We start from the raw sequence: 18,693 nt of genomic DNA on the forward strand, positions 1-18,693 counted from the left end.
CTGTCCGTCAGGCTGCAGGGTCTGCCGTGAACCCCGTTGTGGCGGCGGGGTTCTGCCCGCTCGCCGGGACGAGATGGTGGGCGACGCTGCGCAACTTCTCGCAGGTTTCCTCGTGTTCGCGTTCGGGCCGGGACTGCCGTACGACGCCGGCCCCGGCCTGGATCCAGCACCGTCCGTCCTGTAGGAAGACGCTGCGCAGCACGAGGGCGGCGTCGAGGGTGCCGTCGGCGTCGCAGGTCAGGACCGCGCCCGCGTACAGGCCCCGGGGCCTTCCCTCGAGGGTCCGGATCAGGGGATATGCCGGAGCCTTGGGGATACCGGTCGCGGTGACCGCGGGGAAGAGGGTCGCGAACGCGTCCCAGGGGCCGAGGCCGGGTCGGAGACGGCCGGTGACGGTGGAGGCCGGATGCTGCACGGTGCCGCGGTCGAGGACCGTCATGTATTCGCTGACACCGGTGTCGTCGCACACCGTGTCGAGCTCTTCCAGTGCGAGCCTGACCGAGATCGCATGCTTGTGGATCTCCTTGGGGTCGTCGAGGCACACCGAACTCCGCGAACCGCCGGCACCGGACGGCCCCCGCGTGTCGCCCTTTGCGTAGGCGGTCGTGGGCACGACAGAATCGCCATCGAGCGTGAGGACGGTGATCGCCGGCGCCCGCTCAAGGCCGTCGCGGACCAGCGCGGGCGACCACGGACGACCACGACGTCCTCGACACTTCGACGTCGTAGCGGCCGCGCAGGAATCCCCGACCCCAGTACCGGAAGGACGACATGACGGCCTCCTCCGAGGACCCGACGGCGGAGGCCGCCACGGCCGCCCGGACCGATCAGCCCGACACCGCGCCGCTGCCCCTGCCGCGCCGGTCGAGGGGACCGTCGGCGATCGCCGAGGCCGCCGCCGCGCTGGGACCCGCTCCCGCCTCGGGGGAGGGGCCCGTGTCCCCGCCGCCCATGTCCGCGGCGGCGGCCGAGTTCGCGGCATTCACCGAGCGCGCGCCGGACACCGGGACATCAGGGAGACGTACCGACTTCTTCGCCGGGGATTTGACCGACCGTCGAGCCGACATCACGACTGCTCCGAGCCGGTCCGTTTCCCGGCTCGCACAGCGCCGCAGGGTGCTGCTCGCCGTCGCCGCTACCGCCGTCGTCCTGCTGACCGGTGCCCTCTTCCTCATGGACGGCGACGACGGCAAGGGGCCTTCGGCGGCCGGCAGCGGTTCGGCCACCGTCCGGGGCAGCGGACAGAACGAGGACGTGACCGACTCGTCCGACTCCGCCTCGCCGTCGGGCGAATCCTCCGCGCTCGAAGCCGACTCCACCCGGCAGCCGACCCCGACGGCCGGTTCATCGGCATCAGGGAAGAACACCGCTGGTGCCAAGGCCACTTCGAAGGGCGGCGCCAAGAACGGCGGTGCGCCGTCCGGGAGTTCCTCGCCGGCCGCCGACTCCGCCGCCGCTGCCCAGGGCGTACTGATCCGGGGGCACGGCTCCAGTCGGTGTATCGACGTGACCGGAGGCAAGCCGGTGGACCACACCCGCCTGCAGATCTGGGACTGCACGGGCGCCGCCCGGCAGAAGTGGCGGTTCGGATCGGACGGAACGGTCCGCTCCCTGGGCAAGTGCATGGACGTCGACGGCGGTTCACGCACGGACGGCGCGTGGATCAAGCTCGTCACCTGCAACGGCACCGGGGCCCAGCAGTTCCGGCTCACCGCCGCGCACGATCTGGTCAACGTCCAGGCCGACAAGTGCGTCGACGTCACCGACGCGGGGACCGCCAACGGCGCGGAGCTGCAACTCTGGAGCTGCACCGGCGGGGACAACCAGAAATGGAGCACCGGCTGACGGCACGCCCCGTGGGTGTGTTGTCCGGAGAGGTCGGCTGACATGGATACGCGGGGGCCTGTAGCAGCGCGGACATGGTTCTCGAGCCCCGGACCACCGGCGGTACCTCGCCGAGCGGATCGGCCCCCGGAGCCCGGCCGAACAGCCGCCTCAGGACGCGTCCCGCACCGGGAACTCCAGCCGCAGTTCGTAGCCGCCGTCGAGTGTTGGTCCCGCGCTGACGCTGCCGCCGAGCAGTTCGGCGCGCTGCCGCAGGCCGACCAGACCGTGGTGGGAGCCCGGGAGGGGGAGCGCGGGGCGTTGCGGGGCGGAGTTGACGACCACGACGTGCACGGTCCCGTCCTCCTGCCCGATCCTGATCGTGGCCCTGGAACCGGGGGCGTGCTTGCGTATGTTGGTCAGCGCTTCCTGGACGGTGCGGTAGACGGCGCGCTGCACCGAGGGCGGGAGTTCCTGGGGCAGTTCGGCCCGCAGTTCGGCCTCGATGCCGCTGCCGTCGACCAGTTGCGGCAGATCGGCGAGCAACGGCTGCGGAGTCAGTTCGGTGGGGCGGCTGCCGGCCGCGCGCAACACGCCGACCATGTGCCGCAGTTCGTCCAGCGTCTGCACGGCGAGCCGCCGGATGTCGGCCGCGGCCTCCTTCACCTCCGGGTCCCGGTTGCCCACTTGAAGCGCGCCTGCCCGTACGGCGATCAGGCTGACCTGGTGGGAGACGACGTCGTGCATCTCCCGGGCCAGTTGGGCGCGTTCCTTGGCCAGCACGTTCTGGGCGAGCAACCGGCGTTCGTGCTCGCGCGCCTCGGTGATCTCGGAGAGGCGCAGACCGAGTTCGCGCCGGGCCTGGACGAGCTGACCGAGGAAGACGGGGGCCGTCGCCGTAGCCAGGCTGTAGGTGATCGTGATGAGGGTCGGGGCGTCCGTCGGGTCGGCGAACTCGGGTACCGGCCACGACCATGCGGTGGTGTCGCCGACCGTGAACACCGCCGCGCAGCAGGCCAGCAGGACGCGACGGCGGGAGAGCGAGGCCAGCGTGTACAGCGCGGCGAGGGTCGCGAGCACCGAGTCCGTGACGAACGTGGCCGGCAGCGCCAGCAGGTACGTCAGCAGCGGCAGCCGGTGACGCAGTACGAGGGAGAAGGCGCCCAGCAGGGCGCAGGCCATGGCGATGCGGTCGCCGGGGTCGACGTGGACCCAGACGTCCAGCAGTGCGGCGGCGAGCAGCGCGGCGTCGAGCCAAGGCGCGGTCGGGCGGCGGGGAGTCATCGGCCCTCCGGCGGCGATTCCCTGAGCAGGCCGGCACGGTCGGCGAGCAGCGCCGCCTGGACCCGGCTGCCCACCTCCAACTTGGCCAGCACGGCGCTCACATGGTCCTTGACCGTCGCGGAACTGAGGTGCATCCGCTCGGCGATCCCGGTGTTGGACAGCCCCTCGGCGACCAGGACGAGCACGGCCCGTTCGCGCTCGGTCAGCCGGCCGATGCCGAGGGCGGCCGGGCCGCGCGGATCGGCTTCCAGATAGCCGCCGACGACGGTGCGGGTGACCTTGGCCGACAGGACGACCCCGCCGTCGGCCAAGGAACGTATGAGATACGGCAGTTGCTCCGGATCGGTGTCCTTCAGCAGAAAGCCGGACGCGCCGGATCGCAGGGCCGCCGCCACGTACTGGTCCATGTCGAAGGTCGTGAGCATGGCGACCACCGGCGGCTCCGGCAGCCGGCGCAGCTCGGCCAGCACGGTGAGCCCGTCCACATCCGGCATCCGGATGTCGAGCAGCACGACGTCCGGACACGTCTCCCGCACGGTGCGGACCGCCGCGCCGCCGGACACGGCCGCCACCACCTCGATGTCGTCCGCGGCATCGAGGATGTGCCGGAAGCCCGTACGGACCATGGCCTCGTCGTCGACCACCAGAACCCGGATCATCCGTGCACCGCTCCCCGCCCGATCACTGCCGGATCGCTACGACGCCGGGATCCGCCCACCGGTTCCACGAGTGCTTCCGCGCGCCGCCGGTCGGCGGCGGTGCCCCGCCGGTCGGCGGGGTCAACTACGGTCACCTGCGGGATGGTTGGGAAGCCCGCCGCGCCCGATCCTGAAACGCATGACACAACCAGCGCCGCCGGTCTTACCTCATCCGCCCCCGGCACCGCCCTCGCACACACCGGACCCTCCGCCGCCCTCGCGCACCCCGCCGACGGGACGGCTCGTGGCCGTCGACCTGGCCCGCGGACTCGCGGTCCTCGGCATGTACGCCGCGCACGTCGGCCCCGATCCCGCCGTCGGCGGGCCACTGGGCTTCGTCATGGAGCTGGCACGCGGCCGTTCCTCCGCGCTGTTCGCCCTCCTCGCCGGCTTCTCGCTGGTGCTCATCACCGGTCGCCCGGAACCCCGCACCGGAAGTGCCGGCCGGCAGGCCATGGCCAGGATCGTCATCCGCGCCCTCGTCCTGATGGCACTGGGCTACGCCCTGACCGCGCTGGACACCGACGTCGACGTGATCCTGTCCTGCTACGGCCTTCTCTTCCTCCTCATCCTGCCCCTGCACCGGCTGAGCGCACGGACACTGGCGGCCGTCGCCGCCGCGGGCGCGCTCGTCCTGCCCCAAGTGCTGTATGCGGTGCGGCAGTTCATCGAGGGTGGCGACTGGGCCGACGCCGTCGTCGCCGCCGATCCACTCGCCAGGGTCACCGGCACGGACGGCCTCATCGAGCTGTTGTTCACCGGCGCGTACCCGGTGCTCACCTGGATGCCGTTCATGGTCACGGGCATGGCACTGGCCCGCCTCGACCTCACCCGCCCTGGCCTCCAATCCCGCCTGCTCCTCGCCGGCGGTGCCCTGGCCGTGCTCGGCTACGGCGGTTCCTGGCTGGCCCTGCACCTCGTCCCGCACGCGCTCACCGCGATCGGCGCCGCGACGAACGGCGGTCCCGCGTCCTCGGCCTGGTGGTCCGACACAGTAGGAGACCTCGGCGACAACACCCCGGCCGCCTGGCTGCTGGTGGCCGCACCGCACAGCCAGACGACGTTCTCCGTCCTCGGCAACACAGGCGTCGCACTCACCGTCGTAGCCCTCTGCCTCTGGACGACGCACCGGCTGCCCCGACTCACCCGACTGGCCGCACCCGTGGCCTCGGTCGGTATGACCGCGCTGACCGCCTACGTCCTCCACATCCTGGCCATCCGTGCCGTCGGCACGGAGGAGTCGACGGGCCCGGCACTTCTCTCCCTGCTCGTCTTCATCGCCGCCTCGATGCTCCTGGCGACCGCCTGGACCCGACGGTTCCGTCGCGGCCCGCTGGAACACCTGCTCCACGGCACGACCCGCATCGCCGACCGCATCAGGTGATTCCGCCGGCCGGCCGCGGTGGCTGAGCGTTGCTAATTTTTACTCCATGTTTTCAGCCCCATCGAGCGGCGGCCCGCTCATTTGGTTAGTCTGAGGCGGACGGGCAGCAACAAGGGGTCCCACCCACACCCATGGTCCGTCCCGGGGCAAGCCGTTCACAACGGCCTGCTCTCACACGAGTAACCGGCGCCACCGCGTCCGAACTGCCTTCAACCCACACCCGAGCGGGCCTCAGGTACCGGACCGGAGAACGGCCGGTATGCCCCGAGGGTGACCCGACACATAAGGAGTGCGCGGTGACACCGGAGAAGACGAATCGCGAGCAACGCCCCAAGGAACCCACGGAGCGTGCGGGCCACCGGTCCGACGAGCTCGGCAGCCTGGCCGTGTGGGCACGGTCCGCCCCCATCCGACTCGCGGGCTACGAGGACGACCTCGCCGAGCCCCACATCCTGCCCAGCGTGGACTGACCCCCCAAGGGCCCCCACGGGGCCCATCGCGATCGCCGACGGCATGGGCGTGCGAAAATCGCGCCCATGCTGATCAGAGAAGCCGCGGCCGACGACTGGCCGCGGATCTGGCCTTTCTGGCACCGGATCGTCGCCGCCGGCGACACCTACACCTGGGCCCGGGACACCTCCGAAGAGGCGGCCCGGGCCCTGTGGACGTCTCCGCCCAAGCGCGTGTACGTCGCCGAGGACGAGACGACGGGGACGATCGTCGGCTCCGCCTTCGTCACCCCCAACTACGGCGGCCCCGCCGACCGCATCGCCAACGCCGGCTTCATGGTCGACCCCGACCACGGCGGCCGGGGCATCGGCCGCGCCCTCGCCGAACACATCCTCGCCGCCGCCCGTGAACAGGGCTTCCGGGGCATGGTCTTCAACGCGGTCGTCGAGACCAACCCCGCGGTCAAACTCTGGCGCTCCCTCGGCTTCACGATCCTGGGCACGGTGCCGGACGCCTTCGACCATCCCCGGGACGGCCGCGTGGGCCTGCACATCATGTACCGCGCCCTCTGATCAGGACCTTCAGTCGAGCGGCGCGGTCCGCACCCACGGGCGCAGCTGCTCCAACTGCTCCGCCAGCTCCAGCAGCGCCGCCTCCGAACCGGGCCGCCCCACCAGCTGTACGGCACAGGGCGCGCCCGAGGGCAGCGTGCCGAACGGGACCGACATCGCGGGCCAGCCGGTGAGGTTCCACGGGGGAGTCATCGGCGAGTAGTTGGTATTGGCCAGCACATTCCGCAGCCAGCCCCGCTCGTGCCACGGCCCGGCCTTGGGGGAGCGGCGGGCCAGCGCCGCCGTCAGCAGGACGTCGTACTCGGCGAAGAACGGTGTGAGCCGCTCCTGCAGCTGCTCCCGGCTCCTCCCGGTACGGACGGTCTTCACGAACCGCCGCCCGATCGCCGCGTGCACCCGGGTCCGTCGCGCCAGCTTCCGCGGGTCGAGCCCCGCCGCGTCCACCGAGGTGCCCGCCGTCCAGTGTGCGAGCGAGGTGGTGCTCAAGGAGAGGGGATACGGCGGGTCGGCGCGGTGCAGCGCGTGGCCCGCCTTGGCCAGCAGCCCGGCCGCCTCCCGGACGGCGGTCGTATACGGCTTGCTGACGGCGACCCCGGCGAGCGGGCTGCGCACGGACACGGCCACCTTGCGGGAAGCGGACTCGTCGGGACGTACGACCTCGGTGTCCGCGATGACCGAAAACATCAGCCGGGCATCCTCGACGGTCGTCGCGAGGGGGCCGTTTTCGGACATTCCGAACCAGTCGCCGTCGCCGATGCCGGCGGGCACCACCCCGAAGCCCGGCTTGATCGTGACCAGACCGCAGTTGGCCGCCGGTATGCGCAGGGAGCCCATACCGTCGTTGCCGAGCGCGATCGGCACCATGCCCGCCGCGACCGCCGCCGCGCTGCCGCCCGATGAACCCCCCGCGGTGCGGGCGGTGTCCCACGGGTTGCGGGCGGTGCCGTAGACGCCCTCGGTGGTGCCGAAGACACACAGTTCGGGCACGTTCGTCAGCCCCACGACCACCGCGCCCGCCGCCCGCAGCCGGGCCACGGTGACATGGTCGTGGTCGGCGGGCGTGTCCGGGGTCGCGGCGGAGCCGACCCGGGTGGACTCGCCGGTCACGGCGAGGTTGTCCTTCACGGCCACCGGCACGCCCGCGAGCGGCAGTTCGGCCAGATCGGCCCGTGCGCCCACCGCGTCGGCCTCCGCGAGCGCGGCCTCGGCCCGCACCACCCGGAACGCGCCGATCCGCCCGTCGAGCCGCTCGATCCTGGCGAGATGCTCGGCCACCACCTCACGGGGCGTGGCCCGCTTCTCGCGTACGGCGGCGGAGATCTCGGCGGCGGTACGGCCGATCCAGCTGGTCACGGGCGCGCTCCTTCAATCTACTGGCGAGTATGTAGAGAGAACTGTGCCTCGGACAAGGCGTCGCGTCGAGAGGCCACGGAGCCTGGGCGGGAGTGGCGGTTCGTCTTGGACATTCGCGGCCGTCTTCTTGGACTTTTCACGAGCCGATGCCGGGCAGGTGCCGACTGATCTGCTGGTCATCCGATCAATGGCGCAACTCGGCTACTCCCGGTGCCCGTTGACAGCCCCCGAGCGCAGTCCAATCATCAGTCGTCCGATCAATCGCGACCGGTGGAGTGTCATGGCTGAGCGAGGGAAGAGACGGTTCCGGCTAGCCGGCTTCGCGGCGGTGTTCGCGCTGCTCGCGACGCCCGCTGCGCCGGCGGTCGCGGCGCAGCAGGAGCAGGCGGCACCCCCGGTGACCGTCCCCGCACTGTCCAACTGGACTCCGGAGTCCGGGAGTTACGACTTCGGCGCCGGGACCCGACTGGTGGCCGGCAGCGCGAGCGAACGCAGGGTCGCCGACACCCTCGCCGACGACCTGAAGGCGGCGGGCCACGGAACAGTGCCCGTAGTGCGGGGTGCTACCTCCCGGCCCGGCGACATCGTGATCGAAGTCCGGCCGAAGCAGGGCTCGTTGGGTGCGGAGGGTTATCAACTCCAGGCGGGCAGACGGCTGTCGGTCACCGGCGCGACCGAGACCGGCGCCTTCTACGGCACCCGCACCCTCCTCCAACTCCTCGCCCAGGGTGACCACATACCGGCCGGACGCACGGTCGACGTACCCCGGTACAAGGAGCGCGGCGTCGGCGTCTGCGCCTGCTACATCCACATCTCCCTGCCCTGGCTGGAGAACCTGGTGCGCGAGATGGCGTACCACAAGCTCAACCAACTTCTCCTGGAAATAAAGGTGAAGAGCGACGCGCACCCCGAGGCGAACACCTGGGGCTACTACACCAAGGACGAGCTGCGCCGCCTCGTCGCCCTCGGCGACAGGTACCACGTCGAGATCGTCCCCGAGATCAACTCCCCGGGCCACATGGACCCGTGGATAGAGAACCGCCCCGACCTCCAGCTCACCGACAGCGACGGCAACAAGCAGCCGGCCCGGCTCGACGTCACCCAGCAGGCGGCGTTCGACTACTACACCAGCCTGATGGACGAGTACGCGCAGGTCTTCACCGCTCCGTCCTGGCACATGGGCGCCGACGAGTACATGCTCGGCTCCGACTACTCCAAGTACCCGCAGATGCTGCGCTACGCCCAGGAGAAGTACGGCGCGAACGCCACCCCGCAGGACGCCTACATCGACTTCATCAACCGCGTCCGGGCCTACGCCGCGAGCAAGGGCAAGAAGCTGCGCATCTGGAACGACGGGCTCACCGGCGCCAACACCGTGCCCGTGGCGCCGGGCACGACGGTCGAGCACTGGCTCGACGTCCAGACGAAACCGAGCCAACTCATCGCCCAGGGCTACCCGTTGATGAACGCGTCCTACTCCCTCTACCTGGTACGCGGCGGCTTCCACAGCGACACCGAGTCGCTGTACGACCAGAGCTGGGACCCGCGCAGCTTCGAGGGCGAGAAGCTCACCTCCAGCACCGGTATCACCGGGGCGAAGATCAGCCTCTGGCCCGACAACGGGCGCGGCGAGACCGAGAACGAGGTCGCCGCCGACACCGAGCCCGCGCTGCGCCACCTCGCCCAGGCGACCTGGGGCGACCCCCACCCCGACGCCACTTACGCCCAATTCACCGCACGGGGCACGGCAGTCGGTCACGCCCCCGGATGGCGGGACCTGACCCGGGTGCCGGTGGCGGACGGGACGTACACCTTCCGGACGGCGGGTGCCTCCTTTGGCGCCACCGTGCAGCGCACGGCCGACGGCTACGCGACGGTGCGGACCGCCGACGGCTGCCTGGAGATACAGGGCGGCAAACTCACCCTCAACGTGCCGCTCCAGCCGGGAGTCGCGGCCACCCCGCAGCCCTGCGACACCGCGAACACCATGCAGCGCTGGGAGTTGGCACCCGAGGCGGGCGGCTACCGGCTCGTGAACGCCATCACGCAGATGGCGCTGAGCGTCGCCGACGACGGCCGGCTCGTCCAGTACCCGCCGGACCAACACCAGCCCGCCGTCTGGCACTTGACCGCCCCCTGACCAGAGGAGTCCCACCCCCATGGCCCTCTCCAGACGTCTCTTCGTCCTCTCCGCCACCGCGCTCGCCGCGACCGCCACAACAACCAACGCCCTCGCGACGCCCCTGTCTCCGTCCGACTCCCGCTACCGCATCCCCGTCAGTCCGGACGACACCGAAGCCGACCTGGTCCGCAAGGCCTCCCAAGTCCGGCCCACCGCACGGCAGGTGGCCTGGCAGCAGCTGGAGCGGACGGCGTTCCTGCACTTCGGCGTCAACACCTTCACCGGTCTGGAGTGGGGGACCGGCGACGAGGACCCGAACGTGTTCCAGCCGACCGGCCTCGACACCGACCAGTGGGCCCGCGCCCTGCGCGACGGCGGCTTCAAGCTCGCCATCCTCACCGTCAAGCACCACGACGGCTTCGTCCTCTACCCCTCCCGCTACACCAACCACACGGTGGCGTACAGCAGCTGGCGTGCGGGGCAGGGCGACGTACTGCGCTCCTTCGCCGACTCCATGCGACGGTACGGCCTCAAGGCCGGCGTCTATCTCTCGCCCGCCGACGAGAACCAGTACCTCCACGGCGTCTACGCCAACGGCAGCGCACGCGCCACACGCACCATCCCCACGCTCGTCGACGGCGACGACCGCACACCGGACGCCTTCTACACGCTGGACGCCACCGACTACGGCGCCCATATGCTCAACACCCTCTACGAAGTGCTGACCGAGTACGGCCCGATCGACGAGGTGTGGTTCGACGGTGCCCAGGGCCGCATCCCACCGGGCCACGTCGAGGACTACGACTGGGACAGCTGGTACACCCTGGTCAGATCACTCGCCCCGGACGCGGCGATCGCCGTGACCGGCCCTGACGTGCGGTGGGTCGGCAACGAGGGCGGCACCGCGCGGGAGGACGAGTGGAGCGTCCTCCCGGTCAAGGAGGAGCAGTACGGCCGCACGGACTGGGCGCTGTCCTACGACACCCCCGACGAGGGCAGTCGCGGCGCGCTCGTCGCGGCACAGCCGAACACCGACTACCTCCAGTGGTGGCCGGCCGAGTGCGACGTGTCGATCCACGACGGCTGGTTCTACCACCCGGGCCAACTCCCCAAGAGCGTGGAGGAGTTGATGGACATCTACTTCGGCTCCGTGGGCCGCAACGCGGTGCTGCTGCTCAACGTGCCGCCGGACACCGACGGCCTGCTCGCGGACCCGGACGTGGTGCGGCTGCGCGAGTTCCGTGAGCGCGTGGACCGGGAACTGCCCGAGGACCTGGCACACGGAGCCCGGACGGTCACGTCACCGGGGCGGGTCACCGTCGACCTCGGGACGCAACACGAGGTGGACCGCGTCCGGTTGGCGGAGGACATCAGGCGCTATGGCCAGCAGGCCGAGGCCTTCGTCGTCGAGGCGTACGTCGACGGGACCTGGACCGAGGTGACCCGGGCCGGGACGATCGGCGCCAGCCGCATCCTGCTGCTGCCCGCACCCGTACGCGCCCGGCGCTGGCGGGTCCGCGTGACGGCGGCCCGGGACACAGTGAGGATCGCGGAGTTCGGGCTGTACCGGTCCCGGACCTGAGGACTCACATGTCCCTGAGAAGCTTCTCCACGAAGACCACCGACTCGGGGCCGGGCAGCGCCACCAGGCTCAGCCGGTCCATGACCGCGAGATAGCGGTCGACCTCCTCCGCCTTGTCCAAGTACAGGGCGCTGGTGAGCTGTTCGAGATAGACGATGTCCGGCAGGTCCGGGACCGGGAAGCGCAGCACGGTGATCGGACCGCCGGCCGCCGCATGGCCGCCCACCTCGAAGGGCAGCACCTGAAGGGTGATGTTCGGCAGGGCGGCCGTCTCGACGAGATGCCGGAGCTGGTCGCGCATCACCTCGGCCCCGCCGAGCGGCCTGCGCAGCGCCGCCTCGTCCACCACGACCCACAGCCGCGGCGCTCCGGGGCGGGTCAGCAACTCCTGGCGGGTCATGCGGAGTTCGACGCGGCGCTGGATCGAGTCCGGGGAGTCCACGGGGCGGCCGAGCCGGATGACGGCCTCGGCGTACGCGGCGGTCTGCAACAAACCCGGGATGAACTGGACTTCATAGGTGCGGATGAGGGAGGTGGCCTCCTCCAGCCCCAGGTGCTGCTCGAACCAGGCGGGGAAGGAGTCGCCGTAGGCGCGCCACCAGCCGGGTTCGTTGGCGCGGCGGGCCGAGTCCAGGAACTCCTGGCGGGCGTCCGGCTCGTGGAGGCCGTACAGCGTCAACAGGTCGGCCACGTCACGCTCTTTGAAGCCGACGCGGCCCAACTCCATACGGCAGAGCTTGGCGTCCGAGGCGCGTATGGCCGAAGCGGCCGTGTCCCGGGTTATGTTCAGGGACTCGCGCAGCCGGCGGAGCCGGGTGCCCAGCATGATGCGCTGGACCGTCGGACCACCGCGCTGAAGGCTCAGCACGTCCGTACCCAGGGGGGCGTGTTCCGGTTGAGCTGCAGTCATGTTCATCCCCTCGGCGGTCGCGCCGATACTGCCCGCAGGAATTCGGGACTCAAAGGAGGATCGTAGCACCGAGGTTCCGGATAACTGCGGGGAGTGAAGGAGCCGGAAGGTGCCGGCCTGTGTCCGGCGCCTTCCGGCCATCCGCGGGTCTGCCTGACTTCAGCGGCCGGGGAGTAGGCCGTCGAAGTCGCCGTCCTTCACACCGCGGACGAACGCGGAGATCTCGGCGCTGGTGTAGACGAGCGCCGGACCTTCGGGATGGCGCGAGTTGCGCACGGCGATGTGGCCGTCGGAGAGCGCGGCCAACTCGACACAGTTGCCTTCGGGGTTGCTGTGGTGGCTCTTGCGCCACTCCGCGCCGCTCAGCAGGGTCGCCGCCATGCCGTTCCTGTGCTGGTTCTGAGGCCTCATCGCTCCCCCGGAAGATCGAATGCAATTGCAGCTTCAATTGCACCCATTGGTGATGTGGAGGACGATAGCCCTCGGGAGGACCGCTCGCAAGATCGACTGCAATTGCAGCGGTAATTGCCGATGCACTTGCGTTCGCAGGGTCAGTCGGAGGACCATGTTCCGGACAGGTGTAGCGCGCGCAGTTGTTCTCTTGGGGTCTCAGGGGTCGCGATGTCCGCAGAGCAAGTCGTACGGCCGGTCGACTCCCTGCGAATCGAGGGCACTTGGGAGTGGCTGTGCCGCGCCGTCGACGAGGTGGGCCGACCCGCACCGGGGCAGACCGTCACCCTGGTCCCGGCCGTCGGGGACGGGGCCGACCCGGCTCTCTGTTCCGTCCTGGTCGTACCCCCGATGCCTCAATCGGCGCACGTGGCACGGGACTTCACCCGCGCCGCGCTGGCCGACCGGGCCGGGGACGAAGTCGTCGACGACATGGCGGTCACCGTCTCGGAACTGGTGAGCAACGCGCTGCGCTACGGCCGGGCGCCCAACTCCCTTGCGGAGCCCCAGCCTTCGCTCTGGCTCGCGGTGTGGGACCGGCTGCCGTACGCGGTGTGCGCGGTCACCGACGACAGCGACCGCATACCCGTGGAGGGGCACCCGGACGAGTTCGCGGAGTCCGGGCGCGGCCTCCAGGTGGTCTCCGCGCTCAGCGACTCATGGGGCTGGAACCTGCGGGCGGGCGGCGGCAAGACGGTCTGGGCGCTGTTCCGGCTCTGACCCGACGGACAAGAAAAGAAGCGGGGTACCGGCCCAACGCCGGTACCCCGCTTCTGTGTTGCCGCTCAGACCTTGCGGCCGATGCCGCAGATCGTGTCCACGACGTCGGACGTGCCACGGCCCACGTCGACCGGCTCGGGCCGCCACCGTGAAATGGGGACGATGCCCGGCTCGACGGGCTCGAGACCGTCGAAGAAGGACGTCACCCGCGCGGGGCTGCGCAGGTAGTAGGAGCTGGCGGAGTTGGCGTTGTACACCGAGATCGCCTGGTTGAGCGCCGGGTTGGTGTCGGTGCCGTCGGTCAGCGCGAGATAGCTGCCCGGGGGCAGGGCGTCGAGGAAGCGGGCCACGACGGCCTCGGGCTCGTCCGAGTCAGGGATCTGGCCCAGGATGCCCAGCATCGTCAGCGCGATCGGCTTGCTGAAGTCCAGTGTCCTGGCCGCGGCTTCGAGGATCGTGTCGGGATCGCGGACATCGGCCTCGACGTAGGCGCAGGCGCCTTCGGGCGCGCTGGTGAGCAGCGCCTGCGCGTGCACCAGCACCAGCGGATCGTTGTCGACGTACACGATCCGGCTCTCGGGCGCGATGCGCTGCGCGACCTCGTGCGTGTTGTCGACGGTCGGCAGGCCGGTGCCGATGTCGAGGAACTGGCGGATGCCCGCCTCCTCGGCGAGATAGCGCACGGCCCTTACCAGGAAGCCTCGTTGGAGGCGGGCGAGCAGGGCGATGTCCGGGAACATCTTGATGATCATTTCGCCGGCTTCCCGGTCGGCGGCGTAGTTGTCCTTGCCGCCCAGGAGGAAGTTCCACACACGGGCGGAGTGCGGCCGGTCGAGCTGGAGCCGGTCGGCCAGCGGGTCTTCGGAGGTCATGGGCAAAGCCTCACACGAAGTACCCGGCGGTGTCCGGCGATTCGGGCCCGAACCGGGAGACACGGCACTTTCACACCCGTGCGGGTCCCGTACTGTCCCGCTCGATCAGCCGCGGCACCGGCACCCGCACCGTGCGCGCCGGTCCGCCGTCCAGCAGTGCCGTCAACTCCTGGGCCGCCGTACGGCCGAACTCCACACTGTCCCGCGACAGCGCCGACAGCCACGGCCGGACCATCCTGCACAGCGCGGAGTCCTCCCAGGCGACCACCGACACGTCCCCCGGTACGGAGAAGCCGAGTTCGGTCGCAGCGGCCACCCCGGCGACGGCCATCACGTCGTTGTCGTAGATCAACGCCGTTGGGGGAGAAGCGACTTCGAGGACCCGGCGGGTCACGGCGGCGCCCGCCGCGTCCGAATAGTCGGTCGTCACCGAGTGCACCTCGGTCAGCCCGCGCCGCGCGGCCTCGCCGCGCAGGGCGCGGATCCGGCGCTCGGTGTGCGCGAGGCCCGGCAGACCCGCGATGTGCGCGATACGGCGGTGGCCGCGCGCGTACAACTCGTCGACCACCGACGCCATCGCGCCCGCGTCGTCCGCCCACACCGTCGACAGACCGGGATGACGTTCGTCCGGCGCGCCCCCGATCACCACGGCGGGCAGGCCCAGTTCGTCGAGGAGGTCGGGCCGTGGATCGGAGGTGCGCGGGTCGGCCACCAGGACGCCGTCCACCCGGTGCTCGGCCCACCAGCGCCGGTACACCGCGCACTCGTCGTCGACGTCCTCGGCCATCTGGAAGAGCAGCCCGAGATGACGCTCGGCCAGTATCTCCTGGATGCCCGAGACGAGTTGGAGGAAGAAGGAGTCGACGCCGAGGGTGTCCGCGGGCCGGGCCAGCACGAAACCGACCGTCGCCGCGCCCTCCCCGGACAGCGCCCGCGCGGCCGTGCTGGGGCGCCAGCCGAGCTGTTCCGCGACCCGGCGCACCCGGTCGCGGGTGATCTCGGAGACGCCGGGACGGCCGTTGAGCGCGAAGGAGACCGCGCTCTCGGACACCCCGGCGCGCTGCGCGATGTCCTTCATCGTCGGCCGACGCGCGGGTGACCGCTTGCGTGACAAGCCCGCTCTCCATTCCCTCGGTGCCGTGCACTAAAGCGCTTGATCCAGCACACCCTAAAGCGCATTAGTGATCCACCGCAAGAATGCGAACACACCTTGCTGACCTGGGATGTTGGCCGGATCGGGTCAACTAATGAATTTAGCTGAGCGGAATCCATTGACGCGCCCCGCGAAGAGCGTGCAAGGTCTGCCCCGGCATGATTGGCCAACCCCCACTGCAAAGGAGCGACCCCGCCGTGCGCATCTCCCGCAGAGCCTTCGCCGCCGCTGCCGCCGCCGTAGTCCTCATGCCGCTGAGCGCCTGCGGCTCCGGAGGAGACGACGGCGGATCGACCGACGCCTCGGGCAAGGTCGAGGGCGACATCACCTTCCAGACCTGGAACCTCCGCGCCAACTTCAAGTCCTACTTCGAGGGCGTGATCTCCGGTTTCGAGAAGCAGTACCCCGGCACCCATGTGAAGTGGATCGACCAGCCCGCCGAGGGCTACGCCGACAAGATCAGCGCCGACGCGGCCGGCGGCACCCTGCCCGACGTCGTCAACGTCTCCCCGGACCTGGTCGCCCCGCTCGCCAAGGCGGGCCTCGCGATGGACCTCGACAAGGCGGCCGCGAAGTACAAGAGCGAGTACCTGCCCGGCGCCTGGGCCGGTCACCAGATACCGGGCATGACCGGGACCTACGCCTTCCCCTGGTACCTCAACACCGGCCCGCTCTTCTACAACAAGTCCCTCTTCAAGCAGGCCGGACTCGATCCCGACCAGCCGCCGAAGACGTACGACGAACTCTTCGCCCAGGCACTCCAGTTGGCGAAGAAGACCGATGGCAAGGTCGCCACCCTCGCCAACGTCCCCACCGTCGAGGACTTCGGCCGCTACGGCGTCGAGCTCATGAACAAGGCCGGCACCGCCTTCGCCTTCAACGACGCCAAGGGCATCGAACTCCTCACCAGGTACAAGGAGTTGTACGACGCGAAGGCCCTCGACCCGCAGGCGCTCACCGCCACCCCCGAGTCGTCCGGCAAGAAGTTCCTCACCGGGGCCGTCGCCATGAACCCGGGCAGCGCCCTGGACCTCGACAACTTCAAGAAGCAGGCGCCCAGCCTGTACAAGAACATCGGCATCACCGACCAGATCACCAGCACCGGCCACGTCAACATGTACGTGATGGGCGTGATGGTCAACTCCAAGACCAAGCACACCCCCGCCGCCGTGGCCTTCGCGCACTACGTCACCGACGCCCAGCAGCAGATGTCGTTCGCGAAGAAGGTCGCCATCTTCCCGAGCACCGCGGGCTCCCTCGACGACCCGTACTTCACCAAGGAGGACGGCACCGACGAGACCCGGGTACGGATCGCCGCCGCCAAGTCCCTGAAAAACGCGGTGAATTACACGCCGGTGCTGTTCAGTGAGCAGATGAAGACCGCGCTGCGCAACGAGGTGGCCAAGGCGTTGCAGGGCAAGGAGAGCCCCAAGACGGCTCTTGACAACGCTGTCAAGCAGTGCGACACGCTCCTCCAGCAGCAGGGGTAGTCCACGATGGCTCTCTCCACCGTGTCCCGGGTGCGGCGCCAACTACCCACCAGCCCCTGGCTGTTCGCCGCCCCCGGACTGCTGATCACCGGCGTCTTCATCCTCTACCCGTTCGGCGCGACGCTGGCCAACGCCTTCACCGACCGGCGCACCCTGCTCCCGGGCCACTTCGTGGGCTTCGCCAACTTCCGCGAGCTGTGGCACGACGACATGTTCTGGACCGGCCTGCGCAACAGCACGCTGTACATCGTCGGGGTGGTCCCCGCACTCGTCGTACTCCCGCTGCTGCTCGCCCTGTTGGTCCAGAAGAACATCCCCGGCATCACGTTCTTCCGGTCCGCCTTCTACACACCGGTCGTCGCCTCGATCGTCGTGGTCGGACTGATCTGGGTGTGGCTGCTGGACGAACGCGGCCTGGTCAACTCGCTGCTGGAGTCGATCGGTGTCGGCCGGATCGGGTTTCTGAGCGACCAGTGGCTGTTGCTGCTGAGCGCCATGGCCGTCACGGTCTGGAAGGGGCTCGGCTACTACATGATCATTTACCTGGCCGCGCTCGCCAACGTGCCGCGCGAACTGCACGAGGCCGCCTCGGTCGACGGCGCGGGCGCGGTGCGCCGCTTCTTCACGGTCACCGTGCCCGCCGTCCGCTCCACCATGGTCCTCGTCGGCGCCCTGTCCTCGGTCGCCGCCTTCAAGGTGTTCTCCGAGGTCTATCTGATGGCGGGCCCCAGCGGCGGCCCGGCCGGCGAGGACACCACCCTCGTGATGCTCGTCCAGCGCACCGGCACCGGCCTGACCGGCCGCGTCGGTTACGCCTCCGCGCTCTCGGTCGTCGTCTTCGTCGTCACCGTCGCGCTGATGCTGCTCGTCCTGCGGGCCGACCGGAAGGAGGACGCTTGAGCGTCATCGAGCGCACAAGACCCGTCCAGGCAACGGCGGTTCGCGAACCCCGCGTCACCGACGAGCACGGCCGCCGCATCCGCTTCTGGGAACTCGCCCTGCGCTACACGCTGTTGCTCGCCGTCCTCGCCATCACCGTCGGCCCTTTCCTGTGGCAGCTCGCCACCTCGCTCAAGGGCCCGACCGAGGACATCTACAGCTCACCGCCGACCTTCCTGCCCGAACACCCCACCCTCCACAACTACCAGCGGGTCGCCGACACCATCCCGGTGTGGGACTACGCGTTCAACTCGCTGAAGGTCGCCTCCGCCAACGTCGTGACCAACTGCGTCGGTTCGGCCCTCGCGGGGTACGCGCTCGCCCGGCTGCGCTACCGGGGCCGCCGCGTCGCCACCCTCGTCTTCATCCTCGCGATGCTCGTGCCGGTGGAGGGCATCATCATCGCCCAGTTCACCACCATGCGGGAGCTGGGCCTGAACAACACCCTGATCGGGGTGGTCCTCCCGGGTTGCATCGGCGCGATGAACGTGCTGCTGATGCGCAACGCCTTCCTCAACCTGCCGTACGAGATAGAGGAGGCGGCCTACGTCGACGGCGCCAACGTGTGGCAGCGGTTCCTGCGGATCGCCCTGCCGTCCGTGAAGGGAACCGTCGCCGTCGTCGCGATCTTCGCCTTCATGGGCGCCTGGGACGACTTCCTGTGGCCGCTCATCGTGCTCAGCGACCCGTCCAAGTTCACGCTCACCATCGGCCTCAACTATCTGCACGGCACCTTCGCCAACGACGAACGCCTTGTCGCCGCCGGCACGGTGATCGCCGTGGCCCCGCTGATCGCCCTCTTCGCCTGCCTCCAGCGGTACTTCTTCCGGGGCGTGGGCGAAGGCGCGGTGAAGGGCTGACGTCCCCTTGCCTTCGGACACGCACTACAG

Annotated in this window: 19 protein-coding genes; 10 read left to right on the top strand and 9 right to left on the bottom strand. The window is 70.0% G+C overall.

Going from position 1 to position 18,693, the window contains the following annotated elements; translation table 11 throughout:
- Positions 1 to 7 precede the first annotated feature (7 nt).
- Positions 8 to 613, bottom strand: a complete 606-nt coding sequence (locus tag ACFXC1_RS02135) for a chorismate-binding protein (RefSeq protein ID WP_381237492.1) — start codon at positions 611 to 613, stop codon at positions 8 to 10.
- A 158-nt stretch (positions 614 to 771) separates the two neighbouring features.
- On the opposite strand from ACFXC1_RS02135, the gene ACFXC1_RS02140 reads away from it, so the two are divergent.
- The gene (locus tag ACFXC1_RS02140) at positions 772 to 1,845 is read left to right on the top strand and encodes a ricin-type beta-trefoil lectin domain protein (protein ID WP_381237495.1); all 1,074 of its coding nucleotides are present in this window, start codon (positions 772 to 774) and stop codon (positions 1,843 to 1,845) included.
- A gap of 150 nt (positions 1,846 to 1,995) precedes the next feature.
- On the opposite strand, the gene ACFXC1_RS02145 is transcribed toward ACFXC1_RS02140, so the two are convergent.
- Genes ACFXC1_RS02145 through ACFXC1_RS02155 form a run of 3 tightly spaced genes read right to left on the bottom strand, consistent with a single transcriptional unit; the run spans position 1,996 to position 3,901 of the window.
- Positions 1,996 to 3,108, bottom strand: a complete 1,113-nt coding sequence (locus ACFXC1_RS02145) for a sensor histidine kinase (RefSeq protein WP_381237498.1) — start codon at positions 3,106 to 3,108, stop codon at positions 1,996 to 1,998.
- Complete coding sequence (locus ACFXC1_RS02150) at positions 3,105 to 3,767, bottom strand: response regulator (RefSeq protein ID WP_381237501.1); 663 nt, start codon at positions 3,765 to 3,767, stop codon at positions 3,105 to 3,107. The genes ACFXC1_RS02145 and ACFXC1_RS02150 overlap by 4 nt, the downstream gene beginning before the upstream one ends.
- On the bottom strand, positions 3,764 to 3,901 hold the full coding sequence (locus tag ACFXC1_RS02155) for a hypothetical protein (RefSeq protein WP_381237504.1): 138 nt from the start codon (positions 3,899 to 3,901) through the stop codon (positions 3,764 to 3,766). Before ACFXC1_RS02155 ends, ACFXC1_RS02150 begins: the two co-directional genes overlap by 4 nt.
- Positions 3,902 to 3,945: 44 nt before the next feature.
- On the opposite strand from ACFXC1_RS02155, the gene ACFXC1_RS02160 reads away from it, so the two are divergent.
- The 3 genes from ACFXC1_RS02160 to ACFXC1_RS02170 all read left to right on the top strand — a co-directional run bounded on the left by ACFXC1_RS02160 (position 3,946) and on the right by ACFXC1_RS02170 (position 6,212).
- A complete protein-coding gene (locus tag ACFXC1_RS02160; protein ID WP_381237507.1) occupies positions 3,946 to 5,190 on the top strand; it encodes a DUF418 domain-containing protein in 1,245 nt (414 codons plus the stop codon).
- Positions 5,191 to 5,486: 296 nt separating this feature from the next.
- Entirely contained in the window at positions 5,487 to 5,660 is a 174-nt protein-coding gene (locus tag ACFXC1_RS02165) for a hypothetical protein (RefSeq protein WP_019068289.1), read from the top strand.
- A 66-nt stretch (positions 5,661 to 5,726) separates the two neighbouring features.
- Positions 5,727 to 6,212 (top strand): GNAT family N-acetyltransferase, encoded by a 486-nt coding sequence (locus ACFXC1_RS02170; RefSeq protein ID WP_381237510.1) that lies wholly within the window; start codon positions 5,727 to 5,729, stop codon positions 6,210 to 6,212.
- Between the two features lie 9 nt (positions 6,213 to 6,221).
- Here ACFXC1_RS02170 and ACFXC1_RS02175 read toward each other — a convergent pair whose 3' ends face one another.
- Positions 6,222 to 7,565 carry an amidase gene (locus ACFXC1_RS02175; protein WP_381237513.1) on the bottom strand — a complete coding sequence of 448 codons (1,344 nt, stop codon included), beginning with the start codon at positions 7,563 to 7,565 and terminating at the stop codon, positions 6,222 to 6,224.
- A 280-nt stretch (positions 7,566 to 7,845) separates the two neighbouring features.
- Here ACFXC1_RS02175 and ACFXC1_RS02180 point away from each other — a divergent pair, with 280 nt between their 5' ends.
- Entirely contained in the window at positions 7,846 to 9,705 is a 1,860-nt protein-coding gene (locus ACFXC1_RS02180; protein ID WP_381237516.1) for a family 20 glycosylhydrolase, read from the top strand.
- Positions 9,706 to 9,724: 19 nt separating this feature from the next.
- Positions 9,725 to 11,269, top strand: a complete 1,545-nt coding sequence (locus tag ACFXC1_RS02185) for an alpha-L-fucosidase (RefSeq protein WP_381237519.1) — start codon at positions 9,725 to 9,727, stop codon at positions 11,267 to 11,269.
- Between the two features lie 4 nt (positions 11,270 to 11,273).
- Here ACFXC1_RS02185 and ACFXC1_RS02190 read toward each other — a convergent pair whose 3' ends face one another.
- Together ACFXC1_RS02190 and ACFXC1_RS02195 are read right to left on the bottom strand one after the other, a co-directional pair.
- Complete coding sequence (locus tag ACFXC1_RS02190) at positions 11,274 to 12,179, bottom strand: helix-turn-helix domain-containing protein (protein WP_381237522.1); 906 nt, start codon at positions 12,177 to 12,179, stop codon at positions 11,274 to 11,276.
- Between the two features lie 159 nt (positions 12,180 to 12,338).
- Positions 12,339 to 12,590: a DUF397 domain-containing protein gene (locus ACFXC1_RS02195; protein ID WP_381237525.1), complete on the bottom strand. Its 252-nt coding sequence runs from the start codon at positions 12,588 to 12,590 to the stop codon at positions 12,339 to 12,341.
- 210 nt (positions 12,591 to 12,800) lie between these two features.
- Here ACFXC1_RS02195 and ACFXC1_RS02200 point away from each other — a divergent pair, with 210 nt between their 5' ends.
- A complete protein-coding gene (locus tag ACFXC1_RS02200; protein ID WP_381237528.1) occupies positions 12,801 to 13,349 on the top strand; it encodes an ATP-binding protein in 549 nt (182 codons plus the stop codon).
- Positions 13,350 to 13,414: 65 nt separating this feature from the next.
- On the opposite strand, the gene ACFXC1_RS02205 is transcribed toward ACFXC1_RS02200, so the two are convergent.
- Together ACFXC1_RS02205 and ACFXC1_RS02210 are read right to left on the bottom strand one after the other, a co-directional pair.
- A complete protein-coding gene (locus ACFXC1_RS02205) occupies positions 13,415 to 14,221 on the bottom strand; it encodes an SAM-dependent methyltransferase (protein WP_381237531.1) in 807 nt (268 codons plus the stop codon).
- Positions 14,222 to 14,291: 70 nt separating this feature from the next.
- The gene (locus tag ACFXC1_RS02210) at positions 14,292 to 15,299 is read right to left on the bottom strand and encodes a LacI family DNA-binding transcriptional regulator (protein ID WP_381239402.1); all 1,008 of its coding nucleotides are present in this window, start codon (positions 15,297 to 15,299) and stop codon (positions 14,292 to 14,294) included.
- A 272-nt stretch (positions 15,300 to 15,571) separates the two neighbouring features.
- Between ACFXC1_RS02210 and ACFXC1_RS02215 the strand changes: the two genes are divergently transcribed.
- Genes ACFXC1_RS02215 through ACFXC1_RS02225 form a run of 3 tightly spaced genes read left to right on the top strand, consistent with a single transcriptional unit; the run spans position 15,572 to position 18,663 of the window.
- Complete coding sequence (locus ACFXC1_RS02215; protein WP_381237534.1) at positions 15,572 to 16,864, top strand: ABC transporter substrate-binding protein; 1,293 nt, start codon at positions 15,572 to 15,574, stop codon at positions 16,862 to 16,864.
- A gap of 6 nt (positions 16,865 to 16,870) precedes the next feature.
- Complete coding sequence (locus ACFXC1_RS02220) at positions 16,871 to 17,764, top strand: carbohydrate ABC transporter permease (protein WP_381237536.1); 894 nt, start codon at positions 16,871 to 16,873, stop codon at positions 17,762 to 17,764.
- Complete coding sequence (locus ACFXC1_RS02225; RefSeq protein WP_381237539.1) at positions 17,761 to 18,663, top strand: carbohydrate ABC transporter permease; 903 nt, start codon at positions 17,761 to 17,763, stop codon at positions 18,661 to 18,663. The genes ACFXC1_RS02220 and ACFXC1_RS02225 overlap by 4 nt, the downstream gene beginning before the upstream one ends.
- The last annotated feature ends 30 nt before the right edge of the window (positions 18,664 to 18,693 follow it).

Source organism: Streptomyces hokutonensis, assembly GCF_042751305.1.
GTDB lineage: Bacteria > Actinomycetota > Actinomycetes > Streptomycetales > Streptomycetaceae > Streptomyces > Streptomyces hokutonensis_A.